Genomic DNA, 21014 nt, shown 5'->3' with positions numbered 1-21014 from the left:
CGGCGGACCGCCCCGCCGGGGGGCCGCCGGGTCAGACGGCCTTCGTGGCGCCCGCGTCGACCGACCAGTTCGCGCCGATCGCGCTGGGCATGGCCGGGGAGGCGAGCAGCAGGACCGCACGGGCGATCTCGGCCGGGTCGATGAGGGCGTCGGTGAGCATGCCGTTCTGCTGCGGCAGGGCGCTGACCAGGGCTTCGTGGGGGATGCCCAGTCCGGCGGCGACCTGGGCGACATAGCCGTCCGGGCCGGTGACCAGGCTGGTGCGGGTGGCCGACGGGGTGACCGAGTTGACCCGGACGCCGGAGGCCGCGACCCGCTCGGCCAGGCCGCGGGAGAAGGTGTTGAGGGCGGCCTTGGCGGACGCGTAGGCGAGCGGTTCCGAGCCGGGGCGGCGGGCGCTGTCGGAGCTGATGTTGACGACGGCGCCCCGCGCCTCGACGAGCGCGGGCAGCGCCGCGCGGGTGGTGCGCACGGCCGCTTCGAAGTTGAGGGCGAACGCGGCGGCCCAGACCTCGTCCCCGGCGTCGAAGGGGTCGTCGGAGAGCTTGTCCGGGAGGATGCCGCCGCCGGCGTTGTTGACCAGGACGTCGAGCCGGGGCCCGGCGGACAGGACCTCCTCGACCATGCGCCGGGGGCCCTCGGGCGTGGACAGGTCGGCGGCGACGAAGGCCGCCCCGGTGGCGGTCAGTTCCGGGGTGGCGCGGCGGGCCGTCGCGGTGACGCGCGCGCCCTCGGCCAGGAAGGCGCGGACGACGGCGAGGCCGATGCCCCGGCTCGCTCCGGTGACGAGTACGTGCTGATCCGCGAGCTGAAGGTCCATGACGGGCTCCTGGTGCTGAGAAAGAGAGTGCTGTGCTGTAACACCTGACCCTTTAACTGATACATGACAGTCTTGATGACGTCAATAAATTAGACATGCCTGTCGCAGTTATGGCCGTTAGGATGACGGGGACAAGGAGGTTGCATGGGTGACGTACACGCGCCGCGCCGGTTGAGGGCGGACGCCGAACGCAGCACGGCCCGGATCCTGGACGCCGCCGAGGACGTCCTCGGGGACGACCCCGCCGCCTCCATGGAGCGCATCGCGGACGCCGCCGGACTGACCCGCGCCACCGTCCACCGCCGGTTCACGTCCCGCGGCGCCCTCGTGGACGCCCTGGCCGCGCGGCTCACCGAGCGCTACCTCGCCGGACTGGCCGAGGCCCGGGTGGCCAGCGCGCCTCCCCTGATGGCGCTGTACCGGATGACGGAGATCGTCTTCGAACTGAAGCTCAGCCACCGGTTCGCGATCCAGCTCGCCTCCGCGATCACCCCGGAGGTCGAGGCGGGCCTGAGCACGCTCTTCACCCGGCTCCGGGACGCCGGAGCCATCACCGCGGCGGAGCCCGCCTGGTGCCACCGCGTCTACCTGGCCCTGCTGCACGAGGTCCACGACCTGCCCGCCGACTCGCCCACCCTGGCCGTGGACGCCACGGGCGACGAGACCGTCGCCCGGGTCACCCTCCAAGTCCGCACCGTGCTGGGCGCGTTGGGTGGCAGCCCCGAGTAGCCCGGCGGAAACCGGCTGGTCCCCCGTCGAGGCGTGCGGCTAGAGTTGCCTCGTTCCGAGGTGGCCCGCGGCCACCCCTGCCGGCTGAATGCGCAAGAGGAGGTGCGACCGATGACTGTCGTGCGTAAGGGCGTCGCCCGCATCCAGAAGTCCGTCACGTCCGACTCCGTGGCCTCCGGCTGACTCCGTCACCTTCCGCGCGCCCCTGAGCGCGCCGCCGGGGCCGCACCCGTGAAGGGTCCCCCTTGAATTCCCCGCATTCCTCCGGCATTTCCGTCCCGCCCTCCCCGCACCCCCTGGCCCCCTACGGCTGGGACGACCACTGGGCCGCCGCGTTCGCCCCGCACGCCGAGCGGGGACTCGTCCCCGGCCGCGTGGTCCGGGTCGACCGGGGCCGCTGCGACGTGGTCACCGCCGACGGTGTCGTCCACGCCGACACCGCCTTCGTCACCCCGCACGACCCGCTGCGCGTCGTCTGCACCGGCGACTGGGCCGCCGTGGACGCCGACGGCAGCCCGCGCTACGTACGGACGTGTCTCCCGCGCCGTACCGCCCTCGTGCGCTCCACCTCCTCCAAGCGGTCCGAGGGGCAGATCCTCGCCGCCAACGTCGACCACGCGGTCGTCGCCCTGTCGCTCGCCGCCGAACTCGACCTCGGCCGCATCGAACGCTTCCTGGCGCTCGCCTGGGAGTCGGGCGCCCAGCCCGTCGTGGCGCTCACCAAGGCCGACCTGGTGACCGACCCGGCCGTCCGCGCCCACCTCGTCGGGGACGTCGTCGAGAGCGCGCCCGGCGTTCCCGTCGTGACGGTCAGCGCCCACCAGGGCCTGGGGGTCGAGGAGTTGGCCGCGGTCCTCGGCCGCGGCACCGCCGTGCTGCTCGGGGCCTCCGGCGCGGGCAAGTCGACGCTCACCAACGCGCTCGCGGGCGAGGACGTCATGGACGTCCAGAGCATCCGCGACGTCGACGGCAAGGGGCGGCACACCACGACCACCCGCAACCTGCTGACCCTGCCCGGCGGCGGGGTCCTCATCGACACGCCGGGACTGCGGGGCGTCGGCCTGTGGGACGCCGGGCACGGCGTCGGGCAGGTGTTCTCCGAGATCGAGGACATCGCGCGGGAGTGCCGCTTCCAGGACTGCGTCCACGAGGCGGAGCCCGGCTGCGCGGTGCTGGCCGCCGTCGCCGACGGCGCCCTCCCCGTCCGACGCCTCGACAGCTACCGCAAGCTGGTCCGCGAGAACCAGTGGATCGTCGCCAAGTCCGACGCGCGCGTACGGGCGGACGTACGGCAGGACTGGAAGCGCAAGCAGGCCGTGGGCCGGGCCGCCGGGCGGGCCAAGCGCGGCCGGTTCTGAGCAGCGGCCGGTTCTGAGCGGCGGCGGGGCGGTGCCGCGGGGCTGGTCAGCTCCACAGCACCGCCCCGAGCCACGCCCCCATGATCAGCAGGCAGGTGAACAGCTCCGCGAGGATGCTGGAGCCGCCCGCCCGCATCACCGTGCGCAGCGACGCGCGCGCCGCGTCCGGGCGGCCCAGGCGCAGCCGCTCGGAGAGGTAGATCCCGCTCATGAACCCAGGGATCGCGCCGAGGACCGGCACCAGGAAGAAGCCGAGGAAGGCGCCCGTCCCGGCGTAGGCCGCCATCCGGTGGGTGGCGCCGCTGTCGCGCAGCCGGCGCGGCGGCAGCGCCCACCGCACCACCTGGGCCAGGAACAGGGCGACCGTCGCCGCCACGAGCACCCCCCAGGCGACCGGCCGCGGGTCCTTCAGCGCCCACCACAGCACCGCCGCCCACACCAGCCACGACCCCGGCACACCCGGCACCAGCACCCCGCACAGGCCGAGCAGGATGACCAGCCCGACCAGTACGAGTTCCCAGGCGTCCATCCGCCCAGCCTGCCGGACATCAGGAGAAGACGCAGGTCAAGACGGCTGACCGGGGTGAGCGGCGGCCGTGCTGGGGCCGTGCGGGGCGGGCGGCTCGGACAGGGCGCCTCGGGCGGTGCGGCGCGGCCCGAAGAGCCTCGAAGGCGCGCCGGTCTAGCGGCTCACCCAGCCCCGCTCGTACGCGTGCCAGCCGAGCTGGAGGCGGGTCGTCACGCCGGTCAGCTCCATCAGCCGCTTCACCCGCCGCTGCACGGTCCGCAGCCCCAGATCGAGCTGCTTGGCCACACTCGCGTCCGTCAGCCCCGCCAGCAGCAGCGACAGCACCTCCAGATCGACCGGGTCCGGACCGTCCGGCCCCTCCTCCCCGACACCGTCCGCGCCGAGACGCAGCGGCAGCGCCGTCCGCCACACCGACTCGAACAGACCCGACAGCAGCTCCAGCAGCCCACTGGCGTGCACCACCAGCGCGGCCGGTTCCGCCGACCGGCCCGTCAGCGGGACCAGCGCCAGCGCCCGGTCCGCGACCACCAGCTTCGTCGGCACCCGGTCCACCACCCGCACCTCCTCGTCCCGGTCCAGCGCCGCCGACAGCTCCGTCAGCCCGTGCGGCCCGTCCAGCACCGCCCGCTCCAGCACCACCCGGTAGCGCACGCCCCGGGCCGCGGCCTGCTCCTCCGCGTCGTTCTCCGTCCCGGTCACCGCCACCGGGGTGCCGGTCACCAGCGCGCAGACCTCCCGGGTCGCGCCCAGCTGGATCTGGAGGAACCGCTGCGAGACCGCCGCCGCGCCCGTCACCACCTCGACCAGGTCGTGCACGGACGGCTCGGCCGCCGCCGCCCGGTACTCCTCCGCCAGCAGCGCCGCCGTCAGCTCCGCCTTCTCCAGCTCGTGCCGCCGCTGCGTGAGCAGCGCCCCCAGCGCCACCCCCGGCGGCGCGGCCACCCACCGGCCGGGACGGCCGGAGGACTGCGCGGCCAGCCCGTGCCGCTCCAGCTGCCGCAACGTCCGCTCGGTCGCGTCCTCGTCGCGCGCCAGCCGCCGCGCGAGCGCCGGCACGTCGGCGGCGCCCACGGACACCAGCGCCCGGTACGCCGCCTCGTGCGTCTCGTCGAGCCCGATCGCTCCCAGCATCCGCCGCCGTCCCTCCTGGACCCCTGACCGGGACCCGCCACCCGGGCCCCGGGCACCCCTGGCGCCCCGGCCCCCTCTGACCGCCTGTCACCCGGCCATGCGCACCCTGTGTGGCGGGAAGCCGCCACGGCGCGATCCCGCCGCACCCCATCATCGCCCGACCCCGATCCCGTCTGCCAAGGTGGCGGTGCGGCCCACGGTGATCATCCGAGCCGCCCGACCGTCCGCCACCGCGGACCGGCAGCAACGATCCGTGCCCTCAGCGCGCCCAGAGCGCGCCGCGCACGTGGTCCGGGCCCCTGACGCGCAGGGGCGCCCAGGGGATCAGGGTCCGGACCACCCCGAGTCGCCGGGCGGTTCTCCCGTGGGGGGTGGGACCGCCCGGCGACCCCCTTCTCCCCGACGTTTCCCCCGCTGTTCCGCCCGGAGTTCCTCCCGAATTCGCGATGCCCCGTTTCCGGCGGCCTCTCGCGGTGGACAATCAGGGACATGAGCCAGCAGGGGGGAAGGCCCACCGGAACCGGTCACGAGGACGACTGGTGGGGGCAGTTGTACGGCGACGACGACCCGGCCGACGGCGGCACCCGGAGCGGCCGGGGCACCGGCGACACCGGCCCGACGGCCTCCGGTGACTCCCTGGACGACCGGTTCGCCTCGGCGGCCGGAGCGGTCCGGCCGACGGGACCGCCCGGCGGGGACCCCGGTCCGGCCGCCCGGCCCTGGGAGAGCGAGGACAGGCCGTCGGCGGACACCGTCGGCGTGGGGGAGCCGCGGGACGCCGGGCGCGAGGAGGACGCCGGGGACGTCGAGTGGTGGGAGCGGCCCGGCCCGGCCCGCGGAGCGGCCCCGCCGCCGGGCGGGGTGCCCGGAGCACGCCGCCCCGAGTCCGTACGGCCTGACGCCGCTGATTCCGTACGCCCGGACGCCGCCGACTCCGTCCGCCCGGCCGTCGGCGGTGCGACCGCGCGGCCCGCCGACTCCGACGGCCTCGACACCTCCGCCGACTCGGGCCTCGTCTCGGGCTCCGGTACCTGGCCGGTCCCGGGTGCCTCGGGTGCCTCCGGTGCCCCGGGCGGCGAGCGGCGCGAAGAGCCCGTTGTACCCGCCGAGCCCGAGTCACCCGCCGAACCCGGCGTACGCGCCGACTCCGCGCCCCCGGCCGAACCCCCCACACCCGCCCCACCCGTCTCACCTGCCTCACCACTCGAGCCGCCCACCCCGCCCCGTCCCACCCCGCCGCGCCCCGAGGCCGCAGCGACCGGCCAGGACGAGGCACCGCCCTACGCGCCCCGGACCCCGTCCGCCGCCCACCCCTGGGACGCCGTACGCGACACCCCGCCACCGGCCCCGCCCGTCCCTCCGCCCCCGCCCGCCCCGCCTGTCCAGGCCGCCCCGCCGGACCCCCGGACCGTGCCCCCGGCCGCCCCGGCCGCCCCGGCGCCACCGTCCGCCCCGCCGCGCGCGCCCGTCGCCGACGGTGCGCCGCCCCCCGACCCGCCCGTGGGCCCCACGCGGAGCGCCTCCGGCGCTTTCCCGGGGCTGAGCGCGCCCCCTTCCGGGGCGGGCGACGACCCTGGCGTACCCGCGGCGGCGGACCCTCCGCCTGCCCCGCCGCGCGCCTCCGTCCCACCCCCCGCGCCCACCGCGTCCCAGCCCTCCGCCACGCCCCTTCCGCCCGCCGTCCCGCCGCAGCCGCCCGCCCGCCCCACGACCCCCGCCCACCTCGGTTCCGGCCCGCCCACCTACGACGCCGAGCCGACCGCGCTGCCCGCCGCCGACCCGGACGCGCTGGACGGGCTGGTCGCGGACACCGTCCTGGACGGGGCCCGGTACGGCACCTGCACGCTGCGGGCCGCGTCCGTGCGCGGGGATTCCGCGCGCTACCGGGGCGAACCCCGCCGGGACGCCCTGCTCACCGCCCGCTTCGGCCACGGCGACGACGCGCTGGTCCTCGTCGCGATGGCGACCGGCGCGCGGGCCACCCAGGGCGCGCACCGGGCCGCCGCCGAGGTCCTCCAGTCCATCGGCCGGGCCGTGGGCCGCAGCCACGCCCGGCTCGCCGAGGACATCCGGGCCGCCCGCCGCGGGGACCTGAAGTCGGGGCTGCACCGCCTCACCGACCGCAGCCTCGGCCGCCTGCGGGCCAGCGCCGCCGAGCAGGGCCTCGCCCCCGACGAGTACGCGGCGGGCCTGCGCTGCCTGCTGCTGCCCGCCGACCCCGCCTGCCGCACCCGCGTCTTCTTCGGCGTCGGGCCCGGCGGGCTGTTCCGGCTGCGCGACGGCGCCTGGCAGGACCTGGAGCCGCAGCCGGGCGAGGTGACGGGCGAACCGGTCCTCGGGTTCGGGGGACCGCCCGCCGCGACCCCGCGGGGCGACCGCCTCACCCTGGACCTCGGCATCCCGACCCCGCCGAGCCCGTACGAACCGGCCCCCGGACCGCCCCCGGAACCGTTCCGCTTCCGGGCCTCCGTAGCCCGGCCGGGTGACACGCTCCTGCTGTGCACCGGGGGTCTCGCGGACCCCTTCCGGGGCGAACCCGACCTCGCCGCCCACCTGCTGCGGCGGTGGTCCACGCCCGGCCCGCCCGGCCTGACCGCGTTCCTCGCCGACACCCAGATCCGGGTGAAGGGGTACGCCGACGACCGGACGGCCGCCGCCGTGTGGGAGGCGTGACGGGGAACCCTGTGGATTCATGGAACCGGAGGAACCCGGAGCGATCCGAAGGATCGACGGAGACCGAAGGGGCACGAGAGCACCATGGCCAAACAGAACGTCGCCGAACAGTTCGTCGACATCCTCGTCCGCGCCGGAGTGGAACGCCTCTACGGCGTCGTCGGCGACAGCCTCAACCCCGTGGTCGACGCGGTCCGCCGCAACCCCGCCATCGACTGGGTCCACGTCCGGCACGAGGAGACCGCCGCCTTCGCGGCCAGCGCCGAGGCCCAGATCACCGGGAAGCTCGCGGCCTGCGCGGGCTCGTGCGGCCCCGGCAACCTCCACCTCGTCAACGGCCTCTACGACGCCCACCGCTCCATGGCGCCCGTGCTGGCCCTCGCCTCCCAGATCCCGTCGAGCGAGATCGGCCTCGGCTACTTCCAGGAGACCCACCCCGACCGGCTCTTCCAGGAGTGCAGCCACTACTGCGAGCTGATCTCCAGCCCGAAGCAGATGCCCCGCCTCGTCAACACGGCCGTCCAGCACGCCATCGGGCAGAGCGGGGTCAGCGTCGTCGCCCTCCCCGGCGACATCGCCTCCGAGCCCGCCCCCGAGAAGGCCGCCGACACGGCCCTCGTCACCTCCCGGCCCTCGGTCCGCCCCGGCGACGCCGAGATCGACAAGCTGGTCCGCCTCATCGACGCCGCCGACAAGGTCACTTTGTTCTGCGGCAGCGGCACGGCGGGCGCGCACGCCGAGGTGATGGAGTTCGCCGGGAAGGTGAAGTCCCCGGTGGGGCACGCTCTGCGCGGCAAGGAGTGGATCCAGTACGACAACCCGTACGACGTCGGGATGAGCGGCCTGCTCGGCTACGGCGCCGCCTACGAGGCCACCCACGAGTGCGACCTGCTGATCCTGCTCGGCACCGACTTCCCGTACAACGCGTTCCTCCCCGACGACGTGCGGATCGCCCAGGTCGACGTCCGCCCCGAGCACCTCGGGCGGCGCTCCAAGCTGGACCTCGCCGTGTGGGGCGACGTCCGCGAGACGCTGCGCTGTCTGATCCCCCGCGTTCGGGAGAAGACGAACCGGCGGTTCTTGGACAAGATGCTGAAGAAGCACGCCGACGCGCTGGAGGGGGTCGTCAAGGCGTACACCCGGAAGGTGGAGAAGCACACGCCGATCCACCCCGAGTACGTCGCCGCCGTCCTCGACGAACTCGCCGACGAGGACGCCGTGTTCACCGTCGACACCGGCATGTGCAACGTGTGGGCGGCCCGCTACCTCACCCCCAACGGCCGCCGCCGCGTGATCGGTTCCTTCTCGCACGGCTCGATGGCGAACGCGCTGCCGATGGCGATCGGCGCCCAGTTCACCGACCGGGAGCGACAGGTCGTGTCGATGTCCGGCGACGGCGGATTCTCCATGCTGATGGGTGACTTCCTCACCCTCGTCCAGTACGACCTGCCGGTGAAGGTCGTCCTGTTCAACAACTCCTCGCTCGGCATGGTCGAGTTGGAGATGCTCGTCGCGGGCCTGCCCTCCTACGGCACCACCAACCGCAACCCGGACTTCGCCGCCGTCGCCCGTGCCTGCGGCGCCCACGGGGTGCGGGTGGAGAAGCCCAAGGACCTCGCGGGCGCCCTCAAGTCGGCGCTGCGGCACAAGGGTCCGGCCCTGGTGGACGTCGTCACCGACCCCAACGCCCTCTCCATCCCGCCCAAGATCAAGGCCGACATGGTGACCGGCTTCGCCCTGTCCGCGTCGAAGATCGTGCTGGACGGCGGGGTCGGCCGGATGCTCCAGATGGCCCGCTCCAACCTCCGCAACATGCCCCGGCCCTGACCGTCCGTCAGCTGTAGGGCGCCCACTTCCGCGCCGAGGTGTCGTACAGATGGCGGGGCAGGCCCGTGATGCTGCGGGTGCGGAACGGGCGCCCCGCGTCGTCGATCCGGACCGTGCCGGTGCGGCCCTGCGAGGACCAGTCCAGCTCCAGGTACCAGGAACAGTCGCAGGACTCGGTCCGCGCGGTGACCAGCAGCACCTCCGGGTCCTCGGCCGACACCCGGTACGGCATCCTGACCGCCGGGATCGGGGTGCCGCTGTCGTTGCCCGCGACGGAGCGGGCGATCGGGCGGTCCTTGTCCAGGTCGACGGAGAAGAACCGCGGGGTGAGCGCCCCGCCGCAGCCCCGGTCCATGGCGTACGCGTTGCCCGGTGCCGGGGTGGTCCGGCCGACGACCCGGACGCGCAGCGCCGTCAGCACCACGGCGGTGGAGCCCCGGCCCTGCACGGAGATCTGCACCTGGGTCTCCCGCCCGTGCGCGGCGCCCTGCGCGGCGGCCCACGGCCCGGCGTCCTGCGGGGCCGGGGGCGGCGGCACCTCGGCGGGCGGCCTGCCGATGACGTAGTCGTGCCCGCACCCGTTCGCCCAGACCTGCGAGTCGGCGCTCCAGGTCAGCGGCGTGCCCGCCGCCGATCCGGCGGGCGGCTCCGAGCCGTTCCCGCTCTCGGCCCGCGGGGAGGGGGTGCGGCGGGGGCCGGGCGGCGTGGCCGTGGGGGGCGTGGCGGGGGAAGTCCCGGACGGTGATCCGGACGGGCGGACCGTGGCGGAGGAGGACGGACGGGGTGCGGCGGGTGCCGTGGTCCGGCCGGGCGCCACAGCCGACGGACTCGCCCCGGTCCCGGCCACCGAGTCGGACGGCCGCCCGCCGGGCAGCGCGGACAGCGTCCCGAGCGTCGCGGCGACCACACAGCCCACGGCGACGACCAGCCCGGCCCGCCGCCGGTACCAGGGCCGCGCCCGCGGCACCCCGCCCGCCGTGACGGCGACCGTCTCGGGGACCTCGGCGACCTTCCCGGCCCCGGCCTCCACCACCGGAGTCTCCGACTCCGTCGGTGCTGGTGCCGGTGCCGGTGCCGGTGCCGTTGGCTGCGGCCGGGCGGCGGCCTGCCGTACGGCGACGGCGGCCAGCCACCGCCGGTGCAGCTCCAGCCGCTCCTCCGCCGTCGCCCCGCAGAACTCGGCGAGCCGCTCCAGAGGCGCGAAGTCCTGCGGTACGGCCTCGCCCGCGCAGTAGCGGTGCAGCGTCGAGGTGTTCATGCCGAGCCGACGCGCGAGGGAGCCGTAGCTCCGCCCGGTCCGCGCCTTCAGTTCCGTCAGCAGGGCCGCGAACTCCGCGACCCGTTCCGCGCCGTCAGCGGTGGACACCGTTCCTCCGTGCTCGCCGTGATCCTCGTCCCGACCCTGGGACGGCATCCCAGGCACTCACATACCTGCACGTCAGATGGGCTGGGATGGTTCCATGCCCGCCGACCGTCCGTGAGCGCTTGCCGCCGTACGGGACGACGGCGGATGCTCTTGGTGTCGCCGCCGGACGGACACCGGACCGACCGACCGGGGGTTTCCGGCGGCCGCGACTCACCCAACCACGCACACTCACCCACGGGGGACTCTCATGCCCAACCGCACCCGAACGGGCGCCGTCACCGCACTCGCCGTCGCGGGCCTCGCCCTCGGCACCGTACTCGCCGGACCCGCGAACGCCGCCCCCAAGGCGCCGGCTTTCCTCGCGGCCAAGGACCTGCCGCCCCACCCCTCGTCGGCCTGGACCGCCGACAAGGTCAAGAAGGGCGTCCCGGAGACCCTGCTCGGCTGCGTCCGGGGCAGCGTGCCCACCCAGAACGTCCGCCACCGGGAGTTCCGCACCGACGTCGACGCGGGCGCCGTGCAGGTCTCCGTCGTCGCGAGCAACACCGCGAAGGCGAAGGCCCTGGCGAAGCGCCTGGACAAGGACATGCGCACCTGCGCGAAGAAGATCGAGCAGTCCGACCCCGAGGTCGAGGCCGCCGTCCGGGACTACGGCACCCTCGCCGTCGAGGAGGGCGCCCACGTCTGGGGCCTGCACACCGAGGCCTCCTGGGGCGCCACCGACATCCACCTCGTCGGCGTCGGCCGCGACGGCCGCACCGTGACCGTCGTCCAGTGGGGCCAGATGGGCGGCTTCCAGAACGCCCCCGTGAAGGCCTTCAAGAAGACCACGGTCAAGGCCGTCAACAAGCTCCACTGACCCCCACGACCACCTGAAGAAGACGAGGCCGCCGCCCGCCCCCCGACGGGGGTGAGGGACGGGCGGCGGCTTCGCGTCCGTCGTCAGGGGGTGGGCGGGAGTTCGGGGCGCAGCGCCGTCGACACCATGTCGAAGATGCCCCAGTAGCCTTCGATCCAGCTGCCGTCGGGCTGCCCGGAGCGGGTGTCCACGTGGGTGAAGGCCTCCACGCCGACCCAGCCCTGGAACTCGCCCGCGTCGTCGACGATCTGGAGCAGCGGGCGGGGGTGGGAGTTGTGGGCGTAGCAGGGTTCCCCCTGGGCCAGGGACTGGCACCAGTACTCCTCGGTGTTGCGGCGTCCGCCGCCGATCTCACCGAGGTAGCGCACCCGGTCCTTGTCCGTCCCGGAGCACGAGGTGTTCGGCTGGAGCCAGCCCATGCAGGGGCTGCCGGAGCACAGCCGCCACCGGTTGGTCCCCGTGCCGAAGGTCCAGTCGCCGCCCGCGCCCTCCCGCCCGACGATCCCGGTCCGCGTGGCCGGGTCGGCGGAGGACGCCTTGGCCACCACGAAGGCGCCCCGGTACGGCTCCGCGTTGTAGCGCGGGTCGGTCACGAGCTGGTTCATCGAGGCGCGGGTCTCCCGGCCGAGCGGGGCGTTGCTGCCGTAGCCGACACCGAAGTTGGCGTACGTGGAGAAGACGCCCTGCGCCGGGATGTCGACGTTGTTGCCGTACGCGCCGTAGAACGTCGGGCTGGTGATGCGGGCGGCGCGGCCGTCGGCCAGGCCCGTGGTCACCTTCCAGTTCTCGGTGACCGGCTGCGCCAGCGGGGTACCGGCGGCGTCCGCGGTCCAGGTGACGGCGAGCCGCCCGTCCGCGGTGTGGGCGAAGGTGCCCCGGTAGCCGCCCGCCGGGTCGCCCGCGAACCCGTCGACGGTCCGGACCGGACAGGTGGGCACGTTTCCGCCGCAGTTCGCGGTCATGGCGTTCACCCGCCGGGGCTGCTCCCGCTGGTTCCACGTCCAGTAACTGGTGGTGACCGTGCCGTCGGTCCCGAACGCGTAGTATCCGAGCCGCACCCAGTTGCGGTAGTTGTTCCGCGCCGCCAGGTCCAGGTAGCCCACGGACACCACCCAGTTCGCCTTCCCGCCGGGCAGCGGTGTCACCGCCCGCGCCGGTCCCGCCGCCACCAGGGTCGCCGTCACCAGCGCCAGCACCGCCACCAGGACGCCGACCGACCTCGTGACGACGGTTCGCACCACGCTTGTCACCATCAACTCCACCTGCCAGGCGCCCACCGGACGCGGGCTCGACACCTGCCTTTACCCGCGGCCCCGGAACGGGTTCACGGCCGCTGTGAACCTGTTCCGGGGCCGCGGGTAAAGACAGACGCACCCCCACACCCCACCCGCGGAGACCTCGTGAACGGCTCGGTGAACGGATCGCACGGCAGACGTGACGACGACGCCAGGGTCATCGCCGACTCCCTGGAACAGCCCGAACTCTTCGGCGAGCTGTACAACCGGCACGCGGCCGCGATCCACCGCTACGTCGCCCGGCGGCTCGGCACGGACGCCGCCGACGACATCACCGCCGACACCTTCCTCAGCGCCTTCCGCGCCCGGTCCCGCTACGACCTGACCCGACCGAACGCCCAGCCCTGGCTGTACGGCATCGCCGCGAACCTCGTCGGCAAGCAGCGGCGCGCCGAGGTGCGGGCGCTGCGCGCGCTGTCGCGCACCGGCCACGACCCCGTCGCCGACGGGTGGACGACCGACCGCAGCGACAGCCGCGTCACCGCGCAGGCCGCGCAGGCGTCGCTGGCGCGGGCGCTGGCGGACCTCTCGCCGGGCGACCGGCACGTCCTGCTGCTGGTCGCCTGGTCCGACCTGAACTACCAGGAGGTCGCGGAGGCGCTGTCCATCCCCGTGGGCACGGTGCGCTCCCGCCTCAACCGGGCCCGCCGCAAGGTGCGGCACGCCGTCGGCGGCGTGGACCCCCGGCTCGTGCGCGAGTTCCCGGAGATGGTCGGCAGTGGATGAGATGACCGCGGTCGAGCGGTTCCGGGAACAGACCCGTGAGCCCGACCGGGCCCGCCTCGCCCTCGGCCGCCGCAGGCTGGACGAGGGCATCGCGGCGTCCCGTCCCGGAGGCCCGCGGACGGGACGGCCGCGTGGTCCGCGGCCGGAACGTGCGCGTGGCTCCCGGTCAGGACGGCCGCGTGGCTCCCGGCCGGAACGTCCGCGCGGGGGAGGGCGGTTCGCCGTGCTGGGCGCCGTGGCCTCGGTCGTCGCCGCGGCCGTGCTGTCCACCCTCGTCCTCGGCCCGGACACCCGCCCGTCGTCCGCCGCCGCGCCGGACGCGGAGGCCCAGTGGTGGGTCCACCAGCGGGTCCGCTGGGACATGTGGGACTGCGGCAGCGGACCGGACGGCTACAGCGAGGTCGGCTCCTTCGACCTGGGTCCCGTGTCGCCGTCGTGCGGCGCGCGTCCCGCGCCGCCCAGGTACGGCGACCGCTGGGTCCGCTACGACGGCGGCGCGCTGGCCACCCCGGACGAGAGCACGAGCGACCCCGACGACGTGGACGTGTGGGAGGGCGACTACCAGACGGGCTGGGAACTGCTGTCCCCGGAGGACGCCGACGCCCTCGTCTCCCACCTCCCCGCCGACCCCGCCGCCGCGCTGCGCCTGATCCGCACCCGCGTTCCGCCCACCCGCTTCGCGGGGACCCTGCGCCTGAACCGGGCCCGGCGGGACTTCGCCGCGGTGGTCGGTCTGCTGTCCACCGCCCCCGACCTCCCGCGCCACAAGGCCGTGACCCTCCATCAGATCGTCCTCAGCCTGCCGGGGGTGACGGCCCCGGCCCGGGTGACCGACGGCGCGGGCCGCCCCGCCCTGGCGGTCGGTGTCGACGGCGCCTTCCGCGACTACGCGGGCGAACGCAACACCATGCAGGTCCTGCTCGACCCCCGCACCTACGCCTACCGGGGCGTCCGCTACGTCGCCGGGCTCGACTACCGGGTGGGCGGCGCGTCCTCGGGCGGCCCGTACGTGGCGGCGGGCACCGTGGTCGCCACGGCCACCCGCGTCACGACGGCACCGGTGACGGCGGCGGGCGACCGGTCGCCGGGCTGACCCGGCCCGGCCCCGGGGCCGACGACCGAGGGCCCCGGCCCTCCCGGTCGGCCCCGGCTCAGAGGCTGCGCAGCAGGGCGTCGGCGGCCCCGGCCGCGTCGTGGAGGGCCGCCGACGGGGTCTTGCGGCCGGTCAGGGCCGCCCGGATCTCGGGGGCCAGCAGCGCCATGACCTGCCGGGACGCGGGGTGCGGCTCCCCGGCGACGACGCTGGCCAGGGCTGCCCGGTACTGCTTCGCGTACGGCGAGTCGGTGGGCACGACGACGTCGGCGCGCGGCGAGAGATGACCGGCGGCCCGCCCCAGCGACCGGATCTGACGGGGCCGGATCATGAACGCCAGGAACCGCTCCGTCTCCGCCCGGTGCCGGGACCCGGCGCTCACGGCGAGCGCTCCGGGGGTGCCGAAGGCGGCCTCGCGCGCGGGCCCCTTGAGCGGCCCGCCGACGAGGACGTCCTCCCGGCCCCAGGCGCGGGTCGCCAGATCGGCGTCGGACGGTACGAGGGAGTACCCCATCGCGGCCCGCCCGTCGCCGAGCGCCTGCCTGGTGAAGCCGTTGCTGTTCGTCATCGCCGAGGCGGGGACCGCGCCCTGCCGGTACAGGTCGGTGAGGAAGGTGAGCGCCTCGACGCCCGCCGTGCCGTCGAACGCGACGCGCGTGCCGTCCTCGCGGAACACCCGCCCCCCGGCCTGCCACAGCAGCGGATAGAAGTTGAGGTTCAGGGAGGCGTCGTCGGCGGCGGAGTAGTCGAGGAGCGCCACGCCCCGCGCCCGCAGCAGGGGCGCCGCGGCCCGGATCTCGTCCCAGGTGGCCGGTGGTGTCAGGACACCGGCCTCCGCCAGCAGCCGCCGGTTGTAGACCGTGGTCGTCACGGTCTGGTAGATGGGGGCGCCGTAGACACGGCCGTCCGCGGTGACCGCGTCCAGCGCGGCGGGCAGGAACCGGCCCGCGGCCCGCCCGAGCGCGGCGTCCACGGGGGCCAGGAGACCGGCGTCCGCGAACCGGGGGATCTGGTCCGGCACCAGAAGGACGGCGTCCGGACCGTCCCCGCCCGCGAGGGCCGCGGCGATCCTGTCGTCCCGGTCGGCCCACGGCAGCAGCTCCACGGCGACCCGGACGCCCGGGACTGCGCGCGCGAAGTCGTCCTCGATCCCGCTCCAGTACGCCCTGCTCGCCCGTCGGTCGGGAATCACCGGGAACATCCACACCGTCAGCCGCACCGGACCGGGACCGCCGCGGTCACCGCATCCCGCGGTCAGCACGGCCGCCGCCGCGCCCAGGCAGACGGCACGCCGTCCGGGACCACCGGGCATCGCCGGTCAGCTCCCGGCCGTGCGGCGGGCACCGGGGGTGCCGCCGGTCGGCGCAGCTCGGTCCACGTGTCTCCCAGCCGTCCGTCGGTGCGTGGGGGCGCACCGCAGTGGATCACACAACGTGACTCCAGGGCCCGGATCATGTCACAGCGGGCGCCGGACATCCCGGTCCGTGCCGCCCGCGGGCGCCCTCGGCAGGGGCCACATCCGGCCAACTTCGCGGGGGCGGTCCGTCGTGTGTCGGGGGTGTTTCGGCGCTGTCCGGGGGCGGGAGGGTCGCCGGGGGGTGGTGGGGGTGGCCGAAGACCCGGCCGTCGGGGGTGGGGGAGGACTGGCCCGGTGCCGGGGAGGGCAAGCATCCCCGGGAACGTGTTCGAGCAGGAGGGGAACCGACATCGGCACGCGGGCGGGGGTCATGACGAGGCAGGCACGAGGCAGCGGTTCGACCGTGATCGCGAGTACCTCGGCGGAGACAGCGACGACGGAACGGGCAGGGACGGGGTCGGGGAGCGGGGCGGGGGCGGGGAAGGTGACGGGGGCCGGTGCGGGGGAGGGGCGACGTGGTGCGGCGGTCGAGACGCGGCTGCGGCGGACGCTCGGGCGGGCCGATCTGCGGGCGGTGCCCGCGTCACGGCGGGCGGTGCGGGAGTTGCTGCGGCGCTCGGGCCGGTCCGGGCCGACGGACACGGCGGAGCTGCTGACGAGCGAACTGGTCACCAACGCCCTCGTGCACACCGACCACGAGGCCGTCCTCACGGCGACCGTCGGCCCGGACGGACTGCGCGTCGAGGTACGGGACTTCGTCCCCGGGCGTCCGCGCCCCCGCCGTACGGGCGGGGACGAGAGCACGAGCGGGCGGGGGCTGCTGCTGGTGGAGTCGCTGGCCGACGCCTGGGGCGTGCGCGCGCACGGCTCCGGCAAGGCCGTCTGGTTCAGGCTGGAGGCCCGGACCGACACCGAGGACGACACCGGCATCGAGGACGACACCGACACCGAGGCGGACGCCGCCTGAGGCCCGGACCGGCCGCCGGCCCGAGTCCCGGCCCGGCTCCTGGCGCGGTCCGCCCGGCACCGGACGGGGTCCGGACACACGGGCAGGGGCGCGACCACGGCGGTCGCGCCCCTGCCCGGCACTGCTCACAGGTGTCTGACGGAAGATCAGCCGAACTGCTGCTCCAGGTCCTTGAGCTTGCGCTCCAGGGAGTCCAGGCGCGGCAGGGCCATGGTGTCGTCCTCCGCGGTGAGGTCGACGGTGATCGGGTCAGAGTTCTTGCGGACGGGCTGGAGGGAGGGCCGCGTACGCACGGGCAGTTGCTCCGGCGAGTTCGCCGCTATGGCAGGCTCCGCGGGGACACGTTCCGTGGCCCGCTCCAGCGTCGCCTGGGCCTCCAACTGCCGCCCGCCCCGGCCGGGAAAGCCGCGGTGGCCCCGGCTGATGGCCTTGAGCTGGGCCCGCTCGACCCGCTCCTGCTCGCGGCGGCGGAGCTTGTTCGCCTCCTTCTGGCGCTTGTCCTCGCGGACCTCGTCGACCGCCTCGTCCAGGCTGCGGACACCCTCCAGCAGCATCAGCGACCACGCCTTGTAGGTCTCGCGCGGAGCACGGACCCAGCGCACGACGCGGATCTGCGGGAGCGGACGCGGCACCAGACCCTGCTCGCGCAGCGCCGCCCGGCGGGTCTGCTTCAGCGCCCGGTCGAACAGCACGGCGGCCGAGAGGGACATGCCGGCGAAGAAGTGCGGCGCGCCGTCGTGGCCGAAGCCGCGGGGCGCGTGCACCCAGTTGAACCACGCCGCCGCGCCCGCGAACGTCCACACGAGTATGCGGGAGCCGAGGGCGGCGTCACCGTGGCTGGCCTCGCGCACGGCGAGCACCGAGCAGAACATCGCGGCACCGTCGAGGCCGAACGGGACCAGGTACTCCCAGCCGCCGGAGAGGTTCAGGTTCTGCTGGCCGAAGCCGACCAGTCCGTGGAAGGAGAGCGCGGCGGCCACCGCCGCGCAGCAGAACAGCAGGACATAGGAGGCCGTGCCGTATATGGCCTCCTTGCGCCTGCGGCGCTCCTCGCTGCGCTCCCACGAGTCTTCCGCGTGCGCGTTCTCCCCCGAGGAGCGCTTGCCGCGCGCGAGCACCGCAACCGCCGCCAGCATGCCCAGGAGCAGTACGGCGCCCGGAAGCAGCCAGTTCAGCGATATGTCGGTCAGTCTCATCTGGGGTCCCTTGCATTGGGATAGGGCGTAACGCCCGCCATAGTGGACCAATCCCGACGTCCCTCAGGGGGTTTCGGGGCAAGAGGCCGCCAAGGAGGTGCAAGGGATTGCCCAGGGCGGCGTTCTGCTCGAACTGCCGCTTGAGGGGCGGGAGTTGAGTTCGAATAAGACTACCCGTACGGGTGGTTCCTCGGAAACTTCCTGAGCCTGGTGAGGAAATCGTGAAGTCCCTGTGACCCAGGTGCGGAGGCGACCGGTGACGATCTTACGGGACGCGCCGGACGGCCACCGACCGCGCCCCCCGCCGACGGCCCGTCAACCGGCCGCCTCCGCCAGGAGTTTGGTGACCCGTTCGGTGTCGCAGGCGCGCGGGCAGGTGGCGCACGACTCCGCCGGGCGCACGGTGTAGAACATGCAGCAGCTCGCCCGGTCCCGCGTCGGCAGCGGCTCGCCGTCCGGCCCGGACAGCTCACGGAAGGCCGCCGAGCCGACGTACGGCCTCGTCGCCCCCGGCAGCAGCAGCTCCAGTTCGCGCCGCGCCCGCTCCTTCTCCTCCGCCCCGAACAGTTCGGCGACGTACCACAGGCTCTCGACGATCTCGTCGGTCACCATGCCCCACAGGGCGCGCCCGCGCCGCCGGGCGACCGGGCCGAACCCGGCCAGCACCGGCTCGTGGTGCGCGGCGACCGCGTCCCGCACCTCGGCGCGCAGCGCCGCCTCGTCGGCCACCACGCGCGCGCCGGGCAGCGCCGCCGCCGGGTCGCCCGGCAGGCACGCGAACGAGACGGGCGGGCGGACCGCCATCCGCATGACCTCGCCGGTCCGGTCGTAGGAGACGTGCGTCACGGGGAAGCGCGGGACCCGGCGGTGCAGGAACCAGGGCACGGTGATCAGCAGGCAGGCGGGCCAGGAGTACCGGTGGAGTCCGAAGCTCGCCACCACGTCCGGGCGGGCCCGCTCGCCGTAGTCCCGCAGCACCTGGTCGTCGTCCCACGCGAGGAAGTCCGCGAGGCCGCTCCCGCCCTCCGCCAGCGCCGCCGCCGAGACCCAGCCGCCGCCCCGGGGGGCCGGTTCGCCGGGGGCGAGTTCGGTCACGGTGAGGTCGGGCATCACCTCGGCGAGCCGGGCGTACGCGTCCGCCACGGCCGAGCGGACCGACGGGCGTGCGGGCATCACGGGACCACCGATCCACGGCGAGGGCGACTGGGCGTACGGAAAGCCGATGAGAAGTAAGGCTTACCTTAGCCAGTATGGTCGAGACGTGACCTGGCTGCCAGTACCCCTAAGGTGCTTGACGTGCGAGTGACAACCCGCCGTAATGACCCCTAAGTACTGACACGTCCGGAGGAGGACCCGTGGAGCGCAGCGCGCAGGCATGCTCGGGCGCGGCCGCTCCGGCGGGAACGACCACCGGCCCACCGGCCGCGGCGCCGCGCGTCCCGGCCCAGCAGCGCGCGACGGACCGTGACCGTACAGCTCGTACGGCGGGACCCGTGCTCGGCGGCGCGCGTGGCGAGCACACCCACGGCGAGACGCCCCTGCCGGGCACGGGTACCGGCACGGGTACCGGCTCCGGGGCGGGCGCCGCCCCCGCCGTCCGTCCCGTCGTGCGCCGCACCTCCGTCCGCGGCCAGATCCTCGACGCGCTGCGCACCGCGCTCGTCTCCGGGGACCTCGTCCCGGGCGAGGTGTACTCCGCGCCCGTCCTCGGGGAGCGCTTCGGGGTCTCCGCGACGCCCGTGCGCGAGGCGATGCAGCAGCTCGCGCAGGAGGGCGCGGTCGAGGTCGTGCCCAACCGGGGCTTCCGGGTCGTCGTGCGCGGCAGCCGCGAACTGGCCGAACTCGCCGAGGTGCGGGCCCTGATCGAGGTGCCCGTGATGCTGCGGCTGGCCCGGACCGTGCCCGCCGACGGCTGGGCGCGGATGCGTCCGCTGGCCGAGGCGACCATCCGCGCCGCCGCCTCCGGCTGCCGTGCCACCTACGCCGAGTCCGACCGCGTCTTCCACCGCGCCCTGCTCGGCCTGGCGGGCAACGAGCAGCTCGTCGCCGTGGCCGAGGACCTCCACCGCCGGTCCCAGTGGCCCCTGGTGGGCGGCCAGCCCGGCCGGGGCCGCGCCGACCTGGTGGCCGACGCGGCCGAGCACATGGCCCTGCTGGAGGCCCTGGCCGCGGGCGACCTGGACGCCGTCCAGGCCCTGGTCCGCGAGCACTTCACCCACGCGGCCTGAACTCCCGTACGGGGCAGGCCGGTACGGGGCAGGCAAGCAGGGCGGTCGTCATCCGGCGCGCGGTCCGGGGACCGGTGCCGCGGGGTCAGGCCGTCGCCGCAGGTGGGGCCAACTGGCGGGCGAGCCAGGTGGGGACGCCGCCGAGGAGGCGGAAGAGACGGCGGGCCTCCTCGCGCAGCCGGGACGCCTCCGGCTCGGACTCCGCGTCCGCCAGCGACACCAGCGCCGGGGCCGTGCCCACGAGATAGCCCAACTCCTCCCGGATGCGCAGCGATTCGGCGAAGCCGTGCCGGGCCTCGGCCGTCTCCCCGTCGCGCAGGGAGAGTCCGGCGAGGTGGCGCCAGGTGAACGACAGCAGCAGCGCGTCGGAGTGGGCGGCGGCGCCCGCGTGGGCCCGGCGGTAGGCGGCGCGGGCCGCCTGCGGGGAGCGGGTCAGGTTCTCCGCGAGGAGGCCCCGGCGGAAGTCCAGCACCGCCCGCCCGACCGTGTCCGGCGGGATCAGCGCGGCGGCCCGGCCGAGCGCGGCCCGCGCCTCGTCGACCCGGTCCCGTACCCCGTGCACCGTCGCCGCGTACGCCAAGTGCCCCCGTTCACAAGCCGCGGCGCCCCGCTCCTCGTCGGTGTGGGCGAGTGCCTCGGCCGACCGGAGCGCGTCCTCGGCGTCCCGCCAGCCCTGCTCGGTGTACAGGCACCGCTCCACGAACAGCGCCGCCCGCTGGACCGTCCCCGCGGCCGTGTCGGACGGGAGCAGCGCGGCGGCGTCGGCCCAGCAGGCCCGCGAGCGCAACCGCCATACCGCTATCTGGAGGGGATCGTCACCAGAGGTCGTTCCGTTACCAGACATGGCGGAATGCGCCACG

The 21014-nt window shown here is 75.1% G+C and carries 18 protein-coding genes; 9 read left to right on the top strand and 9 right to left on the bottom strand.

Going from position 1 to position 21014, the window contains the following annotated elements; translation table 11 throughout:
* Window positions 1-31: 31 nt before the first annotated feature.
* A complete protein-coding gene (locus ACIQPQ_RS20185; RefSeq protein ID WP_401305576.1) occupies window positions 32-820 on the bottom strand; it encodes an SDR family NAD(P)-dependent oxidoreductase in 789 nt (262 codons plus the stop codon).
* 144 nt (window positions 821-964) lie between these two features.
* Between ACIQPQ_RS20185 and ACIQPQ_RS20180 the strand changes: the two genes are divergently transcribed.
* Both ACIQPQ_RS20180 and rsgA read left to right on the top strand, forming a co-directional pair.
* Complete coding sequence (locus ACIQPQ_RS20180) at window positions 965-1549, top strand: TetR/AcrR family transcriptional regulator (protein WP_401305574.1); 585 nt, start codon at window positions 965-967, stop codon at window positions 1547-1549.
* A gap of 245 nt (window positions 1550-1794) precedes the next feature.
* The gene (gene rsgA / locus ACIQPQ_RS20175; RefSeq protein WP_401305572.1) at window positions 1795-2907 is read left to right on the top strand and encodes a ribosome small subunit-dependent GTPase A; all 1113 of its coding nucleotides are present in this window, start codon (window positions 1795-1797) and stop codon (window positions 2905-2907) included.
* A 46-nt stretch (window positions 2908-2953) separates the two neighbouring features.
* Here the strand turns inward: rsgA and ACIQPQ_RS20170 are convergent, their stop codons facing one another.
* Entirely contained in the window at window positions 2954-3436 is a 483-nt protein-coding gene (locus tag ACIQPQ_RS20170; protein ID WP_401305571.1) for a DUF456 domain-containing protein, read from the bottom strand.
* 153 nt (window positions 3437-3589) lie between these two features.
* Window positions 3590-4567 carry a helix-turn-helix domain-containing protein gene (locus tag ACIQPQ_RS20165; RefSeq protein WP_401305570.1) on the bottom strand — a complete coding sequence of 326 codons (978 nt, stop codon included), beginning with the start codon at window positions 4565-4567 and terminating at the stop codon, window positions 3590-3592.
* Window positions 4568-5056: 489 nt separating this feature from the next.
* Here ACIQPQ_RS20165 and ACIQPQ_RS20160 point away from each other — a divergent pair, with 489 nt between their 5' ends.
* Together ACIQPQ_RS20160 and ACIQPQ_RS20155 are read left to right on the top strand one after the other, a co-directional pair.
* Window positions 5057-7240, top strand: a complete 2184-nt coding sequence (locus ACIQPQ_RS20160; RefSeq protein WP_401305568.1) for a protein phosphatase 2C domain-containing protein — start codon at window positions 5057-5059, stop codon at window positions 7238-7240.
* Window positions 7241-7324: 84 nt separating this feature from the next.
* Window positions 7325-9067, top strand: a complete 1743-nt coding sequence (locus tag ACIQPQ_RS20155) for a pyruvate dehydrogenase (RefSeq protein WP_401305567.1) — start codon at window positions 7325-7327, stop codon at window positions 9065-9067.
* A gap of 7 nt (window positions 9068-9074) precedes the next feature.
* On the opposite strand, the gene ACIQPQ_RS20150 is transcribed toward ACIQPQ_RS20155, so the two are convergent.
* Window positions 9075-10433 carry a helix-turn-helix domain-containing protein gene (locus tag ACIQPQ_RS20150; RefSeq protein ID WP_401305566.1) on the bottom strand — a complete coding sequence of 453 codons (1359 nt, stop codon included), beginning with the start codon at window positions 10431-10433 and terminating at the stop codon, window positions 9075-9077.
* Between the two features lie 247 nt (window positions 10434-10680).
* On the opposite strand from ACIQPQ_RS20150, the gene ACIQPQ_RS20145 reads away from it, so the two are divergent.
* Entirely contained in the window at window positions 10681-11292 is a 612-nt protein-coding gene (locus ACIQPQ_RS20145; protein ID WP_401305564.1) for a hypothetical protein, read from the top strand.
* Between the two features lie 83 nt (window positions 11293-11375).
* Here ACIQPQ_RS20145 and ACIQPQ_RS20140 read toward each other — a convergent pair whose 3' ends face one another.
* Complete coding sequence (locus ACIQPQ_RS20140) at window positions 11376-12533, bottom strand: hypothetical protein (RefSeq protein ID WP_401305562.1); 1158 nt, start codon at window positions 12531-12533, stop codon at window positions 11376-11378.
* Between the two features lie 159 nt (window positions 12534-12692).
* Here ACIQPQ_RS20140 and ACIQPQ_RS20135 point away from each other — a divergent pair, with 159 nt between their 5' ends.
* Window positions 12693-13313, top strand: coding sequence for an RNA polymerase sigma factor (locus ACIQPQ_RS20135; protein ID WP_401305560.1), 621 nt, complete (start codon window positions 12693-12695; stop codon window positions 13311-13313).
* A gap of 223 nt (window positions 13314-13536) precedes the next feature.
* On the top strand, window positions 13537-14406 hold the full coding sequence (locus ACIQPQ_RS20130; RefSeq protein ID WP_401305558.1) for a hypothetical protein: 870 nt from the start codon (window positions 13537-13539) through the stop codon (window positions 14404-14406).
* 58 nt (window positions 14407-14464) lie between these two features.
* Here ACIQPQ_RS20130 and ACIQPQ_RS20125 read toward each other — a convergent pair whose 3' ends face one another.
* Window positions 14465-15718, bottom strand: a complete 1254-nt coding sequence (locus ACIQPQ_RS20125) for an ABC transporter substrate-binding protein (RefSeq protein WP_401305557.1) — start codon at window positions 15716-15718, stop codon at window positions 14465-14467.
* A gap of 529 nt (window positions 15719-16247) precedes the next feature.
* Between ACIQPQ_RS20125 and ACIQPQ_RS20120 the strand changes: the two genes are divergently transcribed.
* Window positions 16248-16730 carry an ATP-binding protein gene (locus ACIQPQ_RS20120; protein ID WP_401305906.1) on the top strand — a complete coding sequence of 161 codons (483 nt, stop codon included), beginning with the start codon at window positions 16248-16250 and terminating at the stop codon, window positions 16728-16730.
* Between the two features lie 146 nt (window positions 16731-16876).
* Here ACIQPQ_RS20120 and ACIQPQ_RS20115 read toward each other — a convergent pair whose 3' ends face one another.
* Both ACIQPQ_RS20115 and ACIQPQ_RS20110 read right to left on the bottom strand, forming a co-directional pair.
* Entirely contained in the window at window positions 16877-17926 is a 1050-nt protein-coding gene (locus tag ACIQPQ_RS20115) for a DUF2637 domain-containing protein (RefSeq protein ID WP_401305555.1), read from the bottom strand.
* A 315-nt stretch (window positions 17927-18241) separates the two neighbouring features.
* The gene (locus tag ACIQPQ_RS20110) at window positions 18242-19099 is read right to left on the bottom strand and encodes a (2Fe-2S)-binding protein (RefSeq protein ID WP_401305553.1); all 858 of its coding nucleotides are present in this window, start codon (window positions 19097-19099) and stop codon (window positions 18242-18244) included.
* A 182-nt stretch (window positions 19100-19281) separates the two neighbouring features.
* Here ACIQPQ_RS20110 and ACIQPQ_RS20105 point away from each other — a divergent pair, with 182 nt between their 5' ends.
* Window positions 19282-20154, top strand: a complete 873-nt coding sequence (locus tag ACIQPQ_RS20105) for a GntR family transcriptional regulator (RefSeq protein ID WP_401305551.1) — start codon at window positions 19282-19284, stop codon at window positions 20152-20154.
* An 85-nt stretch (window positions 20155-20239) separates the two neighbouring features.
* Here ACIQPQ_RS20105 and ACIQPQ_RS20100 read toward each other — a convergent pair whose 3' ends face one another.
* Entirely contained in the window at window positions 20240-20998 is a 759-nt protein-coding gene (locus ACIQPQ_RS20100; protein WP_383775201.1) for a hypothetical protein, read from the bottom strand.
* Window positions 20999-21014: the final 16 nt, after the last annotated feature.

This window comes from Streptomyces sp. NPDC091281, from assembly GCF_044757425.1.
Classification (GTDB): domain Bacteria; phylum Actinomycetota; class Actinomycetes; order Streptomycetales; family Streptomycetaceae; genus Streptomyces.
This window is presented reverse-complemented; position numbering and strand designations above follow the sequence as displayed.

Bases quoted from the DNA above. Each gene is read 5' to 3' on its own strand.
- ACIQPQ_RS20110 (WP_401305553.1), bottom strand. From the start codon at position 19,099: ATGCCCGCACGCCCGTCGGTCCGCTCGGCCGTGGCGGACGCGTACGCC.
- ACIQPQ_RS20165 (WP_401305570.1), bottom strand. From the start codon at position 4,567: ATGCTGGGAGCGATCGGGCTCGACGAGACGCACGAGGCGGCGTACCGG.
- ACIQPQ_RS20100 (WP_383775201.1), bottom strand. From the start codon at position 20,998: ATGTCTGGTAACGGAACGACCTCTGGTGACGATCCCCTCCAGATAGCG.
- ACIQPQ_RS20115 (WP_401305555.1), bottom strand. From the start codon at position 17,926: ATGAGACTGACCGACATATCGCTGAACTGGCTGCTTCCGGGCGCCGTA.
- ACIQPQ_RS20170 (WP_401305571.1), bottom strand. From the start codon at position 3,436: ATGGACGCCTGGGAACTCGTACTGGTCGGGCTGGTCATCCTGCTCGGC.
- ACIQPQ_RS20145 (WP_401305564.1), top strand. From the start codon at position 10,681: ATGCCCAACCGCACCCGAACGGGCGCCGTCACCGCACTCGCCGTCGCG.
- ACIQPQ_RS20180 (WP_401305574.1), top strand. From the start codon at position 965: ATGGGTGACGTACACGCGCCGCGCCGGTTGAGGGCGGACGCCGAACGC.
- ACIQPQ_RS20155 (WP_401305567.1), top strand. From the start codon at position 7,325: ATGGCCAAACAGAACGTCGCCGAACAGTTCGTCGACATCCTCGTCCGC.
- ACIQPQ_RS20125 (WP_401305557.1), bottom strand. From the start codon at position 15,718: ATGCCCGGTGGTCCCGGACGGCGTGCCGTCTGCCTGGGCGCGGCGGCG.
- ACIQPQ_RS20160 (WP_401305568.1), top strand. From the start codon at position 5,057: ATGAGCCAGCAGGGGGGAAGGCCCACCGGAACCGGTCACGAGGACGAC.
- ACIQPQ_RS20185 (WP_401305576.1), bottom strand. From the start codon at position 820: ATGGACCTTCAGCTCGCGGATCAGCACGTACTCGTCACCGGAGCGAGC.